Origin of the sequence: Lentzea roselyniae (assembly GCF_039537795.1) — a bacterium.
Taxonomy (GTDB): Bacteria; Actinomycetota; Actinomycetes; order Mycobacteriales; family Pseudonocardiaceae; genus Lentzea; species Lentzea atacamensis.
Genome location: NZ_BAABBE010000005.1, coordinates 227206 through 244470 on the forward strand (window position 1 = coordinate 227206; position 17265 = coordinate 244470).

The 17265-nt window shown below is 68.4% G+C and carries 18 protein-coding genes; 11 read left to right on the top strand and 7 right to left on the bottom strand.

Features of this window, described 5'->3' with window-relative positions; all coding sequences use genetic code 11:
* The first annotated feature begins 30 nt into the window (after nt 1–30).
* A complete protein-coding gene (locus tag ABFX45_RS11010) occupies nt 31–765 on the top strand; it encodes a class I SAM-dependent methyltransferase (RefSeq protein ID WP_346129399.1) in 735 nt (244 codons plus the stop codon).
* Between the two features lie 181 nt (nt 766–946).
* On the opposite strand, the gene sodN is transcribed toward ABFX45_RS11010, so the two are convergent.
* A complete protein-coding gene (gene sodN / locus ABFX45_RS11015) occupies nt 947–1354 on the bottom strand; it encodes a superoxide dismutase, Ni (protein ID WP_109639268.1) in 408 nt (135 codons plus the stop codon).
* 72 nt (nt 1355–1426) lie between these two features.
* Here sodN and ABFX45_RS11020 point away from each other — a divergent pair, with 72 nt between their 5' ends.
* Nucleotides 1427–1729: a S24 family peptidase gene (locus ABFX45_RS11020; protein ID WP_267899855.1), complete on the top strand. Its 303-nt coding sequence runs from the start codon at nt 1427–1429 to the stop codon at nt 1727–1729.
* Here the strand turns inward: ABFX45_RS11020 and ABFX45_RS11025 are convergent.
* Nucleotides 1719–2318 carry a dTDP-4-dehydrorhamnose 3,5-epimerase family protein gene (locus ABFX45_RS11025; protein ID WP_109639269.1) on the bottom strand — a complete coding sequence of 200 codons (600 nt, stop codon included), beginning with the start codon at nt 2316–2318 and terminating at the stop codon, nt 1719–1721. The two genes, ABFX45_RS11020 and ABFX45_RS11025, sit on opposite strands and share 11 nt — an antisense overlap.
* Before the next feature lie 332 nt (nt 2319–2650).
* Between ABFX45_RS11025 and ABFX45_RS11030 the strand changes: the two genes are divergently transcribed.
* The 3 genes from ABFX45_RS11030 to ABFX45_RS11040 all read left to right on the top strand — a co-directional run bounded on the left by ABFX45_RS11030 (nt 2651) and on the right by ABFX45_RS11040 (nt 8360).
* Nucleotides 2651–3847, top strand: coding sequence for an NAD(P)-dependent malic enzyme (locus ABFX45_RS11030; RefSeq protein ID WP_407656986.1), 1197 nt, complete (start codon nt 2651–2653; stop codon nt 3845–3847).
* A gap of 224 nt (nt 3848–4071) precedes the next feature.
* Nucleotides 4072–7236, top strand: coding sequence for a sensor domain-containing protein (locus ABFX45_RS11035; RefSeq protein ID WP_346129402.1), 3165 nt, complete (start codon nt 4072–4074; stop codon nt 7234–7236).
* A gap of 347 nt (nt 7237–7583) precedes the next feature.
* On the top strand, nt 7584–8360 hold the full coding sequence (locus ABFX45_RS11040) for a pentapeptide repeat-containing protein (protein WP_346129404.1): 777 nt from the start codon (nt 7584–7586) through the stop codon (nt 8358–8360).
* Here ABFX45_RS11040 and ABFX45_RS11045 read toward each other — a convergent pair.
* On the bottom strand, nt 8357–9904 hold the full coding sequence (locus tag ABFX45_RS11045; protein ID WP_346129406.1) for a bis-aminopropyl spermidine synthase family protein: 1548 nt from the start codon (nt 9902–9904) through the stop codon (nt 8357–8359). The genes ABFX45_RS11040 and ABFX45_RS11045 overlap by 4 nt on opposite strands.
* Nucleotides 9905–10037: 133 nt before the next feature.
* Between ABFX45_RS11045 and ABFX45_RS11050 the strand changes: the two genes are divergently transcribed.
* The 4 genes from ABFX45_RS11050 to ABFX45_RS11065 are packed head-to-tail and all read left to right on the top strand — an operon-like array spanning nt 10038 to nt 13318.
* Nucleotides 10038–11120 (top strand): ABC transporter ATP-binding protein, encoded by a 1083-nt coding sequence (locus ABFX45_RS11050; RefSeq protein ID WP_346129408.1) that lies wholly within the window; start codon nt 10038–10040, stop codon nt 11118–11120.
* Complete coding sequence (locus ABFX45_RS11055; protein WP_112226961.1) at nt 11117–11755, top strand: ABC transporter permease; 639 nt, start codon at nt 11117–11119, stop codon at nt 11753–11755. Before ABFX45_RS11050 ends, ABFX45_RS11055 begins: the two co-directional genes overlap by 4 nt.
* A 4-nt stretch (nt 11756–11759) precedes the next feature.
* Nucleotides 11760–12422 (top strand): ABC transporter permease, encoded by a 663-nt coding sequence (locus tag ABFX45_RS11060; protein WP_346129410.1) that lies wholly within the window; start codon nt 11760–11762, stop codon nt 12420–12422.
* Complete coding sequence (locus tag ABFX45_RS11065) at nt 12419–13318, top strand: ABC transporter substrate-binding protein (protein ID WP_346129412.1); 900 nt, start codon at nt 12419–12421, stop codon at nt 13316–13318. Before ABFX45_RS11060 ends, ABFX45_RS11065 begins: the two co-directional genes overlap by 4 nt.
* 30 nt (nt 13319–13348) lie before the next feature.
* Here ABFX45_RS11065 and ABFX45_RS11070 read toward each other — a convergent pair whose 3' ends face one another.
* The 4 genes from ABFX45_RS11070 to ABFX45_RS11085 are packed head-to-tail and all read right to left on the bottom strand — an operon-like array spanning nt 13349 to nt 15620.
* Complete coding sequence (locus ABFX45_RS11070; RefSeq protein ID WP_346129414.1) at nt 13349–13516, bottom strand: hypothetical protein; 168 nt, start codon at nt 13514–13516, stop codon at nt 13349–13351.
* A gap of 4 nt (nt 13517–13520) precedes the next feature.
* Nucleotides 13521–14366, bottom strand: a complete 846-nt coding sequence (locus tag ABFX45_RS11075; RefSeq protein ID WP_346129416.1) for a haloalkane dehalogenase — start codon at nt 14364–14366, stop codon at nt 13521–13523.
* 12 nt (nt 14367–14378) lie between these two features.
* Nucleotides 14379–14801, bottom strand: a complete 423-nt coding sequence (locus tag ABFX45_RS11080) for a MarR family winged helix-turn-helix transcriptional regulator (protein WP_346129418.1) — start codon at nt 14799–14801, stop codon at nt 14379–14381.
* A 36-nt stretch (nt 14802–14837) separates the two neighbouring features.
* Nucleotides 14838–15620: an IclR family transcriptional regulator gene (locus ABFX45_RS11085; protein ID WP_109639277.1), complete on the bottom strand. Its 783-nt coding sequence runs from the start codon at nt 15618–15620 to the stop codon at nt 14838–14840.
* Nucleotides 15621–15733: 113 nt separating this feature from the next.
* Here ABFX45_RS11085 and ABFX45_RS11090 point away from each other — a divergent pair, with 113 nt between their 5' ends.
* Both ABFX45_RS11090 and ABFX45_RS11095 read left to right on the top strand, forming a co-directional pair.
* Nucleotides 15734–16261, top strand: coding sequence for a SigE family RNA polymerase sigma factor (locus ABFX45_RS11090; protein WP_109639278.1), 528 nt, complete (start codon nt 15734–15736; stop codon nt 16259–16261).
* A complete protein-coding gene (locus ABFX45_RS11095; RefSeq protein ID WP_346129421.1) occupies nt 16258–17199 on the top strand; it encodes a hypothetical protein in 942 nt (313 codons plus the stop codon). Before ABFX45_RS11090 ends, ABFX45_RS11095 begins: the two co-directional genes overlap by 4 nt.
* Nucleotides 17200–17265: the final 66 nt, after the last annotated feature.

Here is a 17265-nt window from a genome sequence, read left to right on the forward strand (position 1 = left end):
CCCTGATTGATCACTCGGCAGTATGGGGGCATGCCTGCCGATTCCCGGAGTTCCACCCACGTGGCCGTGGAGAACGACTATGACCTCTTTGCCGAGGGGTACACGGCCGTGAACGAGACCAGCCTCCTCAACGCCTACTACACCCGGCCCGCGATCGTGAACCTGGCCGGCGATGTGACCGGCCGGCGGATCCTGGACGCCGGGTGCGGCTCCGGCCCCGTGTCCAAGGCGCTGCGCGACAAGGGCGCCATCGTGGCAGGCTTCGACCGCAGCACGAAAATGGTGGAGCTGGCCCGGCAGCGCCTCGGCGACGACACGGACCTGCGGGTAGCCGACATCAGCCAGCCGCTGCCGTACCCCGATGGCGCGTTCGACGACTGCGTCGCCGCCCTGGTCCTGCACTACCTGGAGGACTGGACCGCACCGCTGGCCGAGCTGCGGCGAGTGCTGAAGCCCGGTGGCCGGCTGATCGTGGCCGTCAACCACCCCATCATGCTCCCGTTCCTGGATCGCAAGGCCAACTACTTCGCGACCACCAAGTGGACCGACGAGTACGACTTCAACGGCCAGAAGGCCACGCTCACCTACTGGCACCGGCCTCTGCACGCGATGACCGACGCCTTCACCGCGGCAGGCTTCCGCACGGCCGTCATCAGCGAGCCGCCTCCGGCGCCAGAGGCCCATGAGCTCTTTCCCGATGAGATGGCGAAGTTCCCGTCCGGGGCCTTCCTGAGCTTCGTGTTCTTCGTCCTGGAGGCCGCCTGACCTTGGCAAGGCGGAGCAGTGGACGCGCGTCAGGCGCTCACCTTCGCCGGAGCTGGGCACGGCTGCCGCACCCACGGACAGCTCAACGCCTTGGGCCGTGGAACAACCCTGAGAGACGACAAACGACGCTGACCGACGAACGAGGTTTTCGCTGGTCAGCGTCGTTTACAAGGCTAGGGCCTCAGCCCTGCTTGGTCTCCCAGAAAATCTTGTCGATCTGCGCGATCAGGTCGAGAAGCGCCTGACCCGACGCCGGGTCCATCGAGCCCTTGGTGCCCGCCGCACCCGCGGCCTTGGTGGCGCGGTTGAAGAGGTCGTGCAGCTCGGGGTACTTCTCGAAGTGCGGCGGCTTGAAGTAGTCCGTCCACAGCACCCACAGGTGGTGCTTGACGAGCTCGCTGCGCTGCTCCTTGATCAGGACGGCACGCTCCCGGAACTCCGGGTCCTCGTTCGCCTGGTACTTCTCCTGCACCGCCTTGATCGACTCGGCCTCGATGCGGGCCTGTGCCGGGTCGTAGACGCCGCAGGGCAGGTCGCAGTGCGCGGTTGCCTCGACGCGCGGGCGGAGAATGCGCGACACGAGTCGCATCGTTCCTCCCAGAATGAAAACAGTGGATGCTCCGACAAGAAGACCCTACTCCGGCTGACCGAAGGGTGATCGTTGAGACCGCGCCTCTCCACCGTGCTCGTGAAAGGGCCGTCGATGGTCCCCGCGCTGCGCAACGACGACATCGTGCTGGTCAGATGGGGTGCGCGGGCCAAAGCGGGTGACGTCGTGCTCGTCAAATGGGCGCACCGGCCGGAGCAACTGTCCATCAAGCGGGCCTCTCACCCAGTGGACGGCGGGTGGCACGTGGTGGGCGACAACCCCTTTGCGAGCACCGACTCCGAGCAACTCGGGCCGGCCGAGGTGCTCGGAGTCGTCAAAGCCCGACTGTGGCCGAGACCCAGGCTCAGGCTTTGAGGGACGCGTACAGCGCCAGGCAGTCCTCGTAGCGCGGCAGCACGCCCGCCTCGTAGGCCTCGGCCAGCGTCGGCGCGGCCGTGTCCTTCTCCGAGAGCAGGAATTCGAGCTCGCGCGGCCACGGGAGGTCCAGCGCGGGGTCGAGGGGGGTCAGGCCGTGCTCGCCGGACGGGTTGTAGACCGTGGAGCACAGGTAGTTCATCGTCGTGTCGTCCTCCAACGCGATCATCGCGTGGCCCAGCCCCTCGGCCAGGTAGACGGCGTTGCACTTCTTGGAGTCGACCAGCACGGCCTCCCACTGGCCGAACGTCGGGGAGCCGACGCGGATGTCGACGATCACGTCGATGAACGAGCCGCGCGGGCAGAAGACGTACTTGGCCTGGGACGGCGGGACGTCCGCGTAGTGGATGCCGCGGATGGTCCCCGCGCGGGAGACGCTGTGGTTCGTCTGGGCGACTCGGAGGGGGTGTCCGACCGCCTCGGTGAAGGCGGCCTCCTGGTACGGCGAGACGAACACGCCGCGGTCGTCGGGGAATGTCCGGGGGATGAACTCGAACGCGCCGTCAATTTTCAGCGAACTCGCCTGCATGCCGTCACTCTAAGGCGTCAAAGTTTCTTGACCGATCGGGTGCTTCCTGCCTGCATAAACCGACCGGTCGGTGCAGAAAACCGGACGGACGTCTTGCTACATGCCCTCTGACCTGCGGAAAAAGTGTGATCCCCGCCGCAGACAGCGGAGCGCGACCCTGCCACACTTCCGTCACCCGCAGCACTCGGGAGGTTCTCCGGCGCAACTCGTCGGAGGGCCTCGACCGAGTTTCCAGGCCCCGTGCACCCGGCGTGACAACGCTGGGCCGGTGCGCCGTTTGGTGATGAGCCCACGTTGGGCTACTACGCCGCCCGCACCGCAGGAGGGACCCCGTGACAGCAGTGAACGAAGCCCGTACCGAGAACTCCGATCCGACGCAGCTGACGGACGAGGAGATCTTCAACGCGCACCTGGGCGGGAAGCTCGAGGTCGGCGCGACCGCCTCGCTCGCTGACCCGAAAGCGCTGTCCATCGCCTACACCCCCGGTGTCGCCCGAGTGAGCAGGGCCATCGCCCAGGACGCGAGCCTCGCCGCGAAGTACACCTGGGCGCACCGCCTGGTCGTCGTCGTCAGCGACGGCACCGCGGTGCTCGGCCTCGGTGACATCGGCCCCAGCGCGTCCCTGCCCGTCATGGAGGGCAAGTCCGCGCTGTTCAAGACGTTCGGCGGCCTCGACTCCATCCCGCTCGTGCTCAACACGACGGACGTGGACGAGATCGTCGAGACCCTGGTCCGGCTGCGCCCGTCGTTCGGCGCGGTCAACCTCGAGGACGTGTCCGCCCCGCGGTGCTTCGAGCTGGAGCAGAAGCTGATCGAGGCGCTCGACTGCCCGGTCATGCACGACGACCAGCACGGCACCGCCGTCGTCTCGCTCGCCGCGCTCAACGGCGCGAACACGGTGCTCGGCAAGCACATCGGTGACCAGCGGGTGGTCATCTCCGGTGCGGGCGCCGCGGGCATCGCGATCGCCAAGATCCTCATCGCCGCCGGTGCCGGTGACATCACCCTCCTCGACTCGCGCGGCATCGTCCGCACCGGTCGCGCCGGTCTGAACCCGGTCAAGGAGGAGATCGCGGCGGTCACCAACTCCGGCAACCTCGACGGCGGCATCGACGTGGCTCTGCGTGGCGCGGACGTCTTCATCGGCGTGTCTTCGTCGAAGGTTTCCGAGGACCTGATCGCGAGCATGGCGAGCGACTCGATCGTGTTCGCTCTGTCCAACCCGGACCCCGAGGTGCACCCGGAGGTCGCCGCCAGGCACGCCGCGATCGTGGCGACCGGCCGCAGCGACTTCCCGAACCAGATCAACAACGTGCTCGCGTTCCCCGGCATTTTCCGCGGGGCGCTCGACGCGGGTGCGCGGCGGATCACCGAGGGCATGAAGCTCGCGGCCGCCGATGCCATTCTGGCCGTTGCGAAAGATGATTTGGGCCCAGACCGAATTGTTCCGTCCGCACTGGACCCGCGGGTCGGACCCGAGGTCGCGGCGGCTGTGGCCGTGGCCGCGAAGGCCGACGGAGTCGCCTGATCCAGCCCGAACATTTGCCACCCTTTGCAAGTTGGTGGGTACCGGAACCACGAACGTGGTTTTTCGTTAACCCGTCAAGGGGTGGGCGATGACGCTCTGAAGCGCTACCGTCCCTCTCCTCGGGTGTTCACCCGAGGAGAGGGTTCGTGTTTGCCGCCGTTCGGGTGCCGTTGTCGTGCCCACCCGAATTGCCGCGGGCGGCGGATGCGGGAGAGGGTGGGCCGGTGCCCAAATGGGTAGGACGCGCGACGGTGGTGAACGGCCGTGCACGGACGGCTGCCAAGCCTCCGGTGACGCTGGACGGGTTGACCCTGCCCGACGCGCCGTCGTTGCTCGTCGACATCAAGGGCGTCGTCATGCAGGCCAATCCGGCCGTCGTGGAGCTGGCCGGCGCACAGGGAGCCGACGACCTCGTCGGGCACCCGCTCGGCGAGCTGCTCCTGGGCAACCAGTCTGACCTGCGGTTGTTGCGCTGCGACGGCACGGAACTACCGGTGCGCGTGGCACGGCACGCCGTCCCGGGGACGGGACTGCAGGCCGTCCTCCTGATCGACGTCTCCGATCTCGCCGCCGCCGCGGACGCGTTGCGCGACGAACAGCGCCGGCTGCGCAAAGTTCAGCGGGTCGCGGAGCTGGGCTCGTGGGAGTACGACCCCGAGACCGGTCTGACCGTCTGGTCGGACACCCACTACGAACTTCTCGGCGTCGAACGCGGTGCGGTCGTGCCCGGCGCCCAGGCCGTCCTCGACGTGGTGCACCCGGACGACTACGACATGGTCGAGTCGTACTGGCAGGGCCGCGAGATCACCGGCGACCCGATCGACATCGAGTACCGGATCGTGCGCCCGGACGGCCAGCTGCGGTGGATCCGCGGTGTCGCCGAGGCGAGACTGGACGACGACGGCCGCCTCGACAAGATCACCGGCTACATCCGCGACATCACCGAGTCCAAGCGCGCGGCCACCGAGCTCGCCCAGGAACGCGCGCGGCTGCTCGAAGCCCAGCGCATCGCCCGCATCGGCAGCTGGGCCTACGAGACCGGCACGCGCGCGGTGCACCGCAGCGAAGTGTTGATGGAGATGTACGCCGAGCTGGGCATGACCCCGGACGACGACCTGCTGAGCGGCGTGCACCCGGACGACAGGGAAGCCGTCAAGGACCTCCGCCACCGGCTGCTGCACACCCGTGACGACGCCCCGATCGAGGTCGAGGTGCGCAGCGAGATCGGCGACCGCGTCTACATCTGCCGCGCCCGCGCCGAGATCTCGTCCTCCGGACGGGTGGAGCGCTACCACGGCACCATCCAGGACGTCACCGAAGCCCGTGCGCTGGAACGCCAGATGCGCGACGACCGCAGAAGACTGGCGGACGCGCAGCAGGCGGCCCGCCTCGGCATGTGGGAGTGGAACCCGGCGACCGGCGAGGTCGTGTGGTCGGACATGCTGCGCGAGCTCTTCGGCCTGCCCGCGGAACTCGACGGCAGCTACCAGGCGTACCTCGACCTGGTGCACCCGGAGGACCGCGGCTGGGTCGACGACCTGTGCCGCCAGCTGATCGTGGACGAGATCGCGATGCAGTTCGAGCACCGTGTGGTCCGTCACGACGGCTCAACCCGGATCTTCCGCTGCCACGGCATGATCGTCCACGACCCGCGCGGCAAGCAGCTCGCGGTCGGCACCGCCCAGGACGTCACCGAACAGCGCGCGGCCGAGGCCCGCATGAAGCGTTCCTCGCAGCGCTTCACCGACCTGGTGTCGGTCACGCCCGTCGGCATCGGCCTGTTCGACGAGGCCGAGCGCCTGGTCGACGCCAACGACGCGTTGTGCGACCTCCTCGGCATGGAACTGGAGCAACTCCGCGGCATGACCGCGGAGCAGCTCACCCACCCCGAGGACACCTCCCCGGGCCTGCAGTGGGCAGCCGAGCGCACGCAGAAGATCCCGCAGCGCATCCTCGTCCGCCCCGACGGCGAGAAGGTCTACTGCGAACTGCACATCGCGCTGTCGGTGCAGGACGACGGCCGCCGCTTCTGGTTGATCGTGTTCCTCGACATCACCGAGCGCCGCCGCACCGCGGAAGCCCTGCGCCACCAGGCAACGCACGACGAGCTGACCGGCCTCCCGAACCGCGCGCTGGTGAAGGAGATGCTCGGCAAGCTGCTGGACGGCCCGGGCCGGTCCAAGGTCGCCGTGTTCTTCTGCGACATCGACAACTTCAAGCGCGTCAACGACTCCCTCGGCCACGACGCCGGCGACGAGCTGCTGGTGGCTCTGGCACGCCGGCTGGAGGGCGGCCTGCCGGACGGCTGCACGGCCGCGCGTCTGTCCGGCGACGAGTACGTGATCATCTGCGAGGACATCGACTCGGTCGGTGGCGTCGACGCTCTCGCGACCCGCGTGGCGTCGTTGTTGCGCACGGCCGTTCCGGTGCACGGGCAGCTCGTCCGGGTCTCCGCCTCGATCGGTGCCGCGGTGCCGAACGGGTCGCGGGCGAACGGTGCGGACCTGCTCCGCTTCGCCGACGCGGCGATGTTCGAGGCCAAGCGCAACGGTGCCGGGCGCGTGTCGCTGGCCTCGGCCGCGCTGATCGCTTCCGCGGACCGCCAGGTGCACCTCGAAGGCCAGCTGCGCGACGCGTTGCAGCACGACGGTCTGGCGTTGCACTTCCAGCCGGTCGTCGGCGTCGACGGCGCGGTGCTGACCGCGGAGGCCCTGGTGCGCTGGCCGCACCCCGACCGCGGTCTGCTGCCGCCGGACGTGTTCCTGCCGGTCGCCGAACAGGGCGACCTGATGCGCGAGCTCGACCGGTGGGTGCTGCGGACGGCGTTGAAGGAGGCCGCGACCTGGCCCGCGCCCGACGGCCGTCCCGTGTCGGTGGCGGTGAACCTGGCGGGTCTGGTGCCGGGTGACCCGGAGTTCGTGGACATCGTGTCGAACGCGATCCTGGAGTCCGGCGTGCCCTGGGACCGCGTGGTCCTGGAACTGGTCGAGACCGCCCTGGTCGACCTGCCGTCGCGCGTGCGGCAGTCGATGGACGAACTGGTGCAGCGCGGCGTGCAGTTCGCCGTCGACGACTTCGGCACCGGCTACTCGTCGCTGGCCCGGCTGAAGGACCTGCCGGCGCAGATCATCAAGGTGGACCGGCGGTTCGTTTCCGGTGTGGGCAACGACTCCTCGGACTTCGCCGTTGCCCGCGCGGTGGTGGACATGGCTCGGGCGATGGGACGCAAGTGCGTCGCCGAGGGTGTGGAGACGGCGACGCAGTTCCACGTGTTGCGCGGTGTCGGCGTGGACGCGTATCAGGGGTGGCTGTTCTCACGTCCGGTGCCGCCGAAGGAGTTCCGCGCGGTGCTCGCCCTCGGTCCGCTGCACATCCCGCGTGCCGGATAGCCGCCCGCCGCTGCCGCGCTGGACTGTTCCGGTTGTCGCGGTGGCGGTTCTTCTCGTGTCTGCTGCGGCTCTTGTCGTGCTGTGGGTGTGGGTCGACTCACTGCGGTTCGCGGATGTGGACAAGCGGGCGACCGCTCATCTGGAGGCGGTGAAGGTCGCCTCGGCCATCGCGGTCGGTGGTGGTGGGCTGTTCGCGTTGTACCTGGCGGCACGGCGGCAGCGCGCTCAGGAGCTCGAGCTCGACCTGCGACGGGCGGAGGTGCAGGCGCGGGACCTCGACGCCGAGGAACGGCGGATCATGGAGTCCTACACGAAAGCCGCGGACCAACCCGCAGCACCGTCAGCTGGTGATCGACCTCCTGTGCGCCTACCTGCGCATGCCGTTCGCGACCGACGAACGGGAGTCCGTGCTGCCAGCCGGCGAACGGGCGGTGCGGCGCACCGCCCAAGGCCTGCTCGCCGCGCGCATCCGCCCTTACCTCGATCCGGAGGACCACGAGCGGAACAACCCGCGTCACTGGCCGGAGCTCTACGAGTTGAACCTCGCGGGTGCAATGCTGATCGACTTCAACATGAGCGGCTGTCGCTTCGGGCCCGCGATCTTCACGGGTGCGAAGTTCATCGGCGAGGCCGGCTTCCGTTACGCGAGCTTCCCGAGCGGCGTGCAGTTCGACGACTTGGTGTTCGGCGATGGTGCCGAGTTCAACAGAGTGCGGTTCGAGGTCGATGCGAACTTCATGAGAGCCCGCAGCAAGGGATACGTGAGCTTCCACTCGGTCGACTTCGCCACGGATGCGACCTTCGACGACGCGCGATTCGATGACTTCTGCACGTTCGGCAGTGTCTCGTTCGGCTGGAACGCGTTTTTCCGGGCGGTGAGGTTTGAGGAGGTCGACTTCCAGAAGGCGTCCTTCGAGCGTGCCGCGTGGTTCGACAAGTCGTGGTTCCACGGCGCCGTCGACTTCCAGAAGGCGCAGTTCCACGCCCGCCTCGACCTGGACGACTCGATCGGCTCCCCGACCGCGACCACCTACCTCGGCAAGAGGTCGATGTGGCCTGACGGCTGGACTCTCGGCGAAGCAGCCGGTCCTGGCGGGGAATGGCGGAAGCTCGTCCAGGTCTAGGCGGGCGGCTCCAGGTACTGCGCGCTGCTCTCCGCCGCCTTCAGCACCGCCGCGACCCGGTGCTTGGGCAGATCGATCAGCCGCAGCTCCAGGTCCTCCTCGGTGACCCCGGCGTTGTCGACGATCTCCCTGGCCTGGTTCTTGGTCAGCAGCCCGGACGATCCGTTGATCAACGCCTCCCGCCACACGTTGCGCAACTTCCCGTGCGCCTTCATGAGAATCTCGCGCACCACCCGGTCCCCGACCGACAACGTCCCGGCGAGCACCTGGTCGGCGACGACGATCGTCGTCTTGCTGTCCGGGTTGTTGCGCAGGAACTTGAGCGAGAACCGCGTCCGCACCAGCGACTGCAGCTCCTTCTGCCCGGCCTCCGAGGACACCGCCGGATGGTTGTTCGGCACCAGGCAGGCCAGGCGCGCCGGCGAGGAAGCCAGCAGCGTCCGCAACAGCCAAGGACCGGGATCCGCCGACAGGTCAACGGCCAACGAGGCCGCGCCCTTGCCGACCGGCTCGGCCCACCCTGCCTGCCGCGGCTTCGGCGGCGGCGAGGACTCCGGCCGCGGCGCGAGTTCCGACAGGGCGGTGAGCGCTTCCTTGGACGGGCCCGACGACTCCACGGACTGCGCGCCGTGCGTGTAGATCCTCGTGCCACCGGAGACCGCACGGCGCCCGGTCGGCCGGCAGACGTACAAGTCCGCGGCGGATCCGATCGCCTGCGCACCGTCGAACCGGTGGAACGCGGGCAGGATCGCCTCGAACACCAGCCCGAGCTTCTGCAGTTCCTGCTGCACCTTCAACCCCAGCGCGGGCGTCCGGTCGGAGAACCCGTAGGCCAGCAGCAGCCGGCCGGCGGAGATGTCGGCCAGCGCCTCGATCGCCCGCCCGGCGAACAACCCCATGCCCTCCGGCGTGTAGGGCGGGTCGCTGAACACCAGGTCGGAGGACTCCAGCACCGACGACGGCAGCCCGAAACGCATGTCGCAGTGCAACGTTCGCACGTCGAGCTTCCGCGCGGACGCCCGCGAGTCGATGAACTCCAGCAGCCGCTCGTCCAGGTCCACGACCGTGATCGACACGTGCGGGTTGACCGCCGCGACGGCCAGCGACGTCAGGTCGTGGTCGCCGAGGCACAGCAAACGCTTGCCCGCGAGGTCGTAGGTGGAGTCCAGCCAGACCGCGCGGTTCAGCGCGGTCTCGGCGGTGGCCTGCACGTGGTCCAACGAGGACAGCGGCGGAGGGACGTCGGCGATGTCGACCAGGATCTGGCGCAACACGTCCGTGTGGTCGCGGACACCGGGAACGCCGAACTCCGCGCGGTAGGAAGCGACGACACCGGGCGCGATGCGGTAACGATCCTCTGAAGATTCCGCGTCGTCGCCGAGTGCCTTGAGCAGGTCCTGGACCGTGCGGCGGGGGACCGCGGGCAGGCGCACGAGTTCGGCCAGCGGGTGCCAGTCCTCGCTGAGCAGGGACAACACCTCGCGGAGCTTGCGGGCGTGGATGCCGCGCTCCGTCACCAACTGGCGAACCTGGTCGATCGTCACAAGCGGTAAACCATACGGCTTGTCACATCGTGGAACGCTGTGCCGGGGTACGCCGAACGAGTTAAGGTCACACTGATCTGCATCCAGGGCGGTCCGAATCGGGCAGACCGTCACGACCGGAGGGATCCGAAGGGTGATCGAGTTCCGGGCCGTCACCAAGCGGTTCGAGGACGGGACCATCGCCGTCGACGAGCTCGACCTCACGGTCGAGGCGGGCACCATCACGGTGTTCGTCGGTCCTTCCGGCTGCGGTAAGACGACCTCGTTGCGCATGGTCAACCGCATGATCGACCCCACGTCGGGCACGATCCTGGTGGACGGCAAGGACGTGCTGACCGTCGACCCGCCGACGCTGCGGCGCGGCATCGGGTACGTGATCCAGCAGGCGGGGCTCTTCCCGCACCGGACCGTGCTGGACAACGTCGCGACGGTGCCGTTGCTGTCCGGTTGGGACAGACGAAAGGCCCGCACCCGCGCGGCGGAGCTGCTCGAGATCGTCGGACTCGACGCCAACTTCGGCAAGCGCTACCCCGCCCAGCTCTCGGGCGGTCAGCAGCAGCGTGTCGGCGTCGCCCGTGCGCTCGCGGCGGACCCGCCGGTGCTGTTGATGGACGAGCCGTTCAGCGCGGTCGACCCGGTCGTGCGCGAGGACCTGCAGAACGAACTCCTTCGCCTGCAAGCGGAACTCGACAAGACGATCGTGTTCGTCACCCACGACATCGACGAGGCGCTCAAGCTCGGCGAGCGCGTCGCCGTGTTCCAGACGGGCGGGCACCTGGCGCAGTACGCGCGGCCGACGGAGCTGCTGGCCGCGCCCGCCAACGGCTTCGTGGCCTCGTTCGTCGGCAGGGACCGCGGCTACCGCACGCTCACGTTCCTGCACGCCGACGTACCCGTGCAACCGATCAACACGGTCAAGCTCGGGCAGCGCATCGACGTCGCGGACTGGACCCTCGTCGTCGACGACGAGAACCGGCCCAAGGGCTGGCTGTCCGGTGTGGACGGTGAGATCGAGGTCAGCGAGAAGAACCTGATCTCCGGCGGCTCGCTGTACGACGGCAGCACGTTGCGCGGTGCGCTCGACGCGGCGCTCAGCTCGCCGTCGGCGCTCGGCGTGATGGTCGACGACAGCGGTGCCGTGATGGGTGTGGTGCGGGCCGACGACGTCATCAGGGCGCTCGCGAAGGCCCGCGCGGCGGGTGAGGTCCCGAAGTGACCTGGATTTTCGAGAACTGGGAAAGGTTCTGGGAAGTCACCGAGGTGCACCTCCGGCTCTCGTTCGTGCCGGTGCTGATCGGGTTCGTGCTGTCCATCCCGCTGGGGTGGCTCGCGAGCCGGTCGCAGACGGCCCGCGCGATCCTCTTCCCGCTGGCCAACATCCTGTTCACGATCCCGTCCATCGCGCTGATCGTGATCACCCCGGTGCTGCTCGGCGTGAAGATCCTCGACGAGATCAACGTCATCGTGCCGCTGGTGATCTACACGATCGCGCTGATGGTCCGCTCGGTCGCGGACGCGCTCTCGTCCGTGCCCGGTCACGTCACCGCCGCCGCGAACGCGATGGGGTTCCGGCCGCTGCGCCGGTTCCTCACCGTCGACTTCCCGCTGGCGCTGCCGGTCACGATCGCGGGCCTGCGCGTCGCGACGGTGTCGAACATCAGCATGGTGAGCGTCGGCGCGCTCGTCGGCCTCGGCGGCTACGGCCAGCTCTTCACCGAGGGCTACCAGACCGACCACACCGAGAAGGTCCTCGCGGGTCTCATCGGCACTGTCGTGCTGGCGGTGCTCGCGGACGGTCTGCTGTTGCTGCTCGGACGGGTGCTCACGCCGTGGGCACGGGCGGGGAGGTGACCTGATGGGCTGGCTCTTCGACCCCGCGCACTGGTCCGGCACGACCGGGATTCCGGTGCGGTTGCTGGAACACCTGCTCTACACGTTCGTCACCCTGCTGATCGCCGCGGCGATCGCGATCCCGCTCGGCGCGTTCGTCGGCCACACCGGCAGGGGCGGGTTCGTCGTCGTCGGACTCTCCAACGCCCTGAGGGCCCTGCCGACCACGGCGGTGCTGATCCTCGTGGTGCTGTGGGCGGGCCTCGGCGACTTCCCGGTGTACGTCGCCCTGGTGCTGCTGGCGATCCCGCCGATCATGGCGGGCACCTACGCCGGCATCCGCGCGGTCGATCCGGTGACGGTAGACGCGGCACGGGGTATCGGCATGCGCGAGTCGGGTGTGCTGCTGAGGGTGGAGATCCCGAACGCGCGTCCGTTGATCTACGGCGGTTTCCGCGGCGCCGCGCTGCAGGTGGTCGCGACCGCCACCATCGCCGCCTACACCGGCGCCGGTGGTCTCGGCAGGCTCGTCTTCGACGGCCTCGCTCTGCAGGAGTTCGGACAGATGCTCGCCGGCGCGGTGCTCGTGGCACTGCTAGCCGTTCTCGTCGACCTGGGGTTCGCCGGCCTGCAACGGCTGACGGTCTCTCCAGGGCTGCGTCCAGTGGGAACCGGAGGAAAGAGATGAAGCGCATCGCCACGGCCGTTGCCGCGGTCATGGTTTTGTCGGCGTGCGGTGGTGACCCGCTGTCGAACGGCGGCGGCAACGACCCGGCCCCGACGGACACGATCGTCGTGGGCTCCGCGAACTTCCCGGAGTCGCGCCTGCTCGCCGAGATCTACGCCGAAGCGTTGGCGGGCAAGGGGATCAAGGTCTCCAAGAAGATGAACATCGGCAACCGCGAGCTGTACTTCAAGGGCGTGCAGGACGGCTCGATCGACCTGATCCCCGAGTACTCGGGCGTGCTTCTCAAGCACGTCAACAAGGAAGCACCCGAGGTCGGCTCCGACGAGGTCTACGCGGCGCTGAAGAAGGCGCTGCCGCAGGGCCTCATCGTGCTCGAGAAGTCCTCGGCCGAGGACAAGGACGCGGTCGTCGTCACCAAGCAGGTGGCCGCCCAGTACAGCCTCAAGACGATCGACGACCTCGTGCCGTACTGCAAGGAGTTCGTCTTCGGCGGCCCGCCGGAGTTCCAGAACCGCCCCGACGGCCTGCCCGGTCTGAAGGCCAAGTACAACTGCGAGTTCAAGGAGTTCAAGGCGCTCGACGTCGGCGGCCCGCTGACCGTCGCGGGTCTGAAGGACAACACCGTCCAGGCGGCCGACCTCTTCACTACGGACTACGCCATCAAGGCCAACGAGTTCGTGGTGCTGGAAGACCCGAAGAACGTCTTCGCCGCGCAGAACGTGTTGCCGCTCATCAACGAGAAGAAGGCGTCGCAGCAGGTCCGCGACACCCTCAACGCGATCTCGAAGAAGCTCGACACGAAGACCTTGCTGGAGCTGAACCAGAAGCTCGCGGCGCCGGAGAAGCCGGAGCCCGACAAGGTCGCCAAGGAATGGCTCGCCTCGTCGGGCATCTGACCGCGTGCTGATCGCTGACCTGCGGCCGTCTCAGGGCTGCAGGTCAGCGATCTTCTTTTGCACGGCCATGTACGTGTAGAGGTCGGTGTAGCCGAGCGAGTGGTTCACGCGGAGCATGTGTTCGTTCTGGCTGCTGGTGCGCGTGTAGATGGTTTCGACGCCATCCAGTTCGTGCAGCACGGTGCGGCGCCCTTCCACGCCGCTATGCGACCAGGCCGTGGCGCTCCGCCCAAGCAGCGATCTCCGCTGCGATCTCCTTCGGCCGATCCTCGTGTGCATGATGCCCCGCCGGACCAACGGCGGCGACCTCCAGCGCGGCGATGTTCTCCTCGCACCACGCCCGAAGTTCCGGCCCGATGAGCAACGTCGGCGCGTTTTCGAAGGTCAGCAGAAGCTTCGGCACCTCGGAAACAGCAAGCCACGCGTCGTAGGCCTCGATGCGCCCGATCAGCTCGGCCGGCGCGCCGTCGAACGGCATCTGCCGCGCCCACGCGAGCACGGGCCGCCTGCTCGCCGCGTCGGGAAACGGCGCCAGGTGTGCCGCCAGGTCCGCCTCGGGCACCGGCGTGAGCACGCCACCGGTGTACGCCTGCCGCACGAACCCGTCACCCTCCAGAACCAGCGACTCACCCAGCCCCGGCGTGCGGAACTTGCGCACCCGTTCCTGTGCGGGCAGCGGCAGTTCGGAGCCGTTCATCGGCTTCACGATCGTCTCGAAGAACGCGATACCCGCGACACGCGACGGATTCCTGGCAGCCCAGTCGAACGCCAGCGCGCCACCCCAGTCGTGGCCCACCAGCACCACGCGGTCCAGGCCGAGGGCGTCGAACCACGCGTCGAGATAGCGGGCGTGATCGGCGAACGAGTACGAGATGTCCGGCTTGCCGGAGCGGCCCATGCCGATCAGGTCGGGAGCCAGGCCGCCCAACTCCGGCAGCACGTTGCGCCAGCTGAACGACGAGCCGGGGTTGCCGTGCAGGAACACGAACGGCGCGTCATCGGACTGCTCGTAGTGCATGGTCGAGTCGAGAACAGGGACGACGGGCATGACAGGAAGTCCTTAGTCGAGGGGGACGGCGAGCAGCTCGGTCAGCTCGCGGGAGAAGGCGCCGGTGCGCTCACCGAGGGGCGCGAGCAGGCGGTCCAGCAACGAGCTGACCAGGGCCACGGCGGGCTCGACCGTCGAGCGTCCGCGCTCGGTCAGCTCCAGCCGCACGGTCCGGGTGTCCACGGTGTCGCGGGTGCGCGAGATCAAGCCCGACGCTTCGAGCGCGCGCGCCAGCTTCGAGACGTACAGGGGTTCAAGTCCGGTGTGGTCGGCCAGTTCGCGTTGCGACGGCCGGTCCAGGGCCAGCAACGACGCCAGCACGACGTACTGCGCGTGTGTCAGGCCGAGGGGACCCAACGCGCGGTCAACGGCGGTCCGCCACTTCATCGCCAACCGCCACACAAGGTGCCCAGGCGTCGGTTCTGCACTGCTCATGACAGATACAGTACATGGCTACTATGTACATGGCTACTAAGTGGCGGCGTGACCGCCGATGCGTGCCGTGAGCTCCTCGGCGGCCTTGCGGACCTCCTTGGCGAGCTCTGGCCACGCCTGCCCGCACGGTGTGTCGCAGACGTGCCGGAACGTCAGCGTGATGGCCGCGATCGGCCGCTCGCCGTGGTCGAACACCGGCGCGGCCACGGACGCGAACCCGACCGTCACGAACCCGTCCTCGACCGCCCAGCCCTGCCGGCGCTCCGCGGTCAGCAACCGGCGCAGCGCCGGCAGGTTGTGCGGTCCGCGCCCGGTCCGGTCGACGAACGACGCGACCGACGGGAACAGCGCCCTGACCTGTGCCGGGGGTACGTGTGCCAGCATCGCGCGGCCGGAAGCGGTCAGATGCGCTGGCAGGCGCACGCCGACGTCGGACACGATCGTCTGCGGCTGCCGCGGCTGCTCGCGCACCAGGTACAGCGCTTCTGCGCCGTGCAGCACACCCAGATGAGCGACCTTCTCCATCCGATCGGCGAGCTTGCGCAGCAGCGGGCGGGCCAGCCGTTCCAGCGGATCGTGGCGCAGGTACGCGGACCCGAGCTCGAACGACGCGACGCCCAGGCCGTACCGCTTTTCCTCCGGGAAGTGCGTCGCGAAGCCGGCCTCGGTCAGCTCCGACAGCAGGTGATAGGTCGTTGACCTGGGCAGATTCAGCTCGCGCGCCACCGACGCCGCGGAGACCGGACCTGGTCTGCCCGCCAGCAGCCGAAGGACCGCGAGCCCTCGCCGCAGCGCGGGAACGTCACTGCTGCTGCCCACAACAGTGATTTTCCCACGTGATCCAGCCCACGCCGTTCGTCCATCAGTGCACACTCAACAGAACAGGCCGCACGTGCGTTGGAGTGGTGTGACGGTTTTGAAGGGGGTCGGGATTGACACCGAGTTTCGATGACTTCGTAGCAGAACAGGTGACCCCGTTGCTGCGCTACGCCACCGTGCTCACGTGTGACCCGCACCTGGCCCAGGACGTGGTCCAGGAAGTGCTGCTGCGCGCGCAGCAGAAGTGGGATCGCATCGGTTCAGTCGACCTTCCTCACGCCTACGTCAAGCGCATGGTGACCAACGAGTACCTCTCGTGGCGCAGACGCAGGGCCGCCAAGGACGTCGCTCTCTGCATGACGACGCTGGAGTCCGTCACACCGCCCGTCGGAGACACGACGCACCACTTCGACGAGCGCGAAGCCATGTTGCAGCGGATCGCCAAGCTGCCCCGCAAACAGCGGGCCGCGATCGTGCTCCGCTACTACGAGAACTACGAGGACTCGGAGATCGCACAGATGCTCGGTTGTGCCGAGGGAACCGTGCGCAGCCACATCTCGCGTGCGCTGGCCACACTCCGCCTGGACCACACGCCGGAGCCCGCAGGTGTCGGGTTGCGGCTCGGGGAGGGCCTGTCGTGAACGACACCGAACAGCTCATCAAGGAGGCGCTCGGCAAGGTCGCCGAACGCACTCCGCACCCGGGGCCGACGCTCAACGCCCTGCGGCGCAAGCGCAAAAGGCACCACCGCAACGTCTTCCTCATCGCGACCGCCGGAATGGCCGCCGTCGCAGTCCTGATCTTCGCGGGCGTCATCGCCAGCGACAAGTACACGCCGCCGCGCGGTAACGACGCGGCCGCCGTGCTCATGTCGGGCAACGGCCAGAACGTCGCGCTCAAGTACGCGCCGCACTGGCTGCCGGACGGGTTCGTCGAGACCCTTCGCGCCGCGGACGACGACGGCACCACGCGCGTCTGGATGCTGTCGGACGCCACCGCGAACCCCCTGAGCGGTGATGGGCCGCGGGTGCAGCTCAGCAGCGGCACGAACCACGCGGACGGCCCGGACGGATGGCAGGACGCCACGGTCCGAGGGCTGAAGGCCCGCGTCAAGGAGTTCGCCGGCCAAGCGGTCGTCGAGTGGAAGGCGCAGGTCACGCTGGTCGTCCAGGTGAGCGGCCTGGACGGGCTGAGGGAGACCGCTCTGCGCGTCGCTGACTCCGTCCGTGCGGACTCGAACGCGGTCTACCAGGCACCGTTCAAGGTGAAGGACAAGCACGCCAACGCATTCCACGGCACCAGTCCCGACGACTGGACCGCGCAGCTTTCGCCTGCTCCCGTCGACGTGACGGTGTTCTCCCGCGCGCCTGACCTCAGCGGCAAGCAGACCGCCCCGGTGACGGTCCGCGGCAAGCAGGGCGTCCTTCTCGACGGCCGCCAGGTGCTGGTCCAGGAGGGCGGTCTCTGGATCGCCGCGATGAGCACCGAGCAGGGCAAGACGGTCGACGACCTGGTGGCGACGGTCAACGACGTCGAGATCGCACCGGACCTCGACACCGGCTGGATCCGCAAGAATTAGGACGTCTGGCATCCCAGACACGATCGAGCGCTCCGGGGTCGCTGAGTCGGCCCCGGAGCGCTGTGA

Excerpts from the sequence above, each read along its gene's own strand:
- ABFX45_RS11010 (WP_346129399.1), top strand. The coding sequence starts at position 31 with ATGCCTGCCGATTCCCGGAGTTCCACCCACGTGGCCGTGGAGAACGAC.
- sodN (WP_109639268.1), bottom strand. The coding sequence starts at position 1,354 with ATGCGACTCGTGTCGCGCATTCTCCGCCCGCGCGTCGAGGCAACCGCG.
- ABFX45_RS11025 (WP_109639269.1), bottom strand. The coding sequence starts at position 2,318 with ATGCAGGCGAGTTCGCTGAAAATTGACGGCGCGTTCGAGTTCATCCCC.
- ABFX45_RS11060 (WP_346129410.1), top strand. The coding sequence starts at position 11,760 with ATGGGCTGGCTCTTCGACCCCGCGCACTGGTCCGGCACGACCGGGATT.
- ABFX45_RS11065 (WP_346129412.1), top strand. The coding sequence starts at position 12,419 with ATGAAGCGCATCGCCACGGCCGTTGCCGCGGTCATGGTTTTGTCGGCG.
- ABFX45_RS11075 (WP_346129416.1), bottom strand. The coding sequence starts at position 14,366 with ATGCCCGTCGTCCCTGTTCTCGACTCGACCATGCACTACGAGCAGTCC.
- ABFX45_RS11080 (WP_346129418.1), bottom strand. The coding sequence starts at position 14,801 with ATGAGCAGTGCAGAACCGACGCCTGGGCACCTTGTGTGGCGGTTGGCG.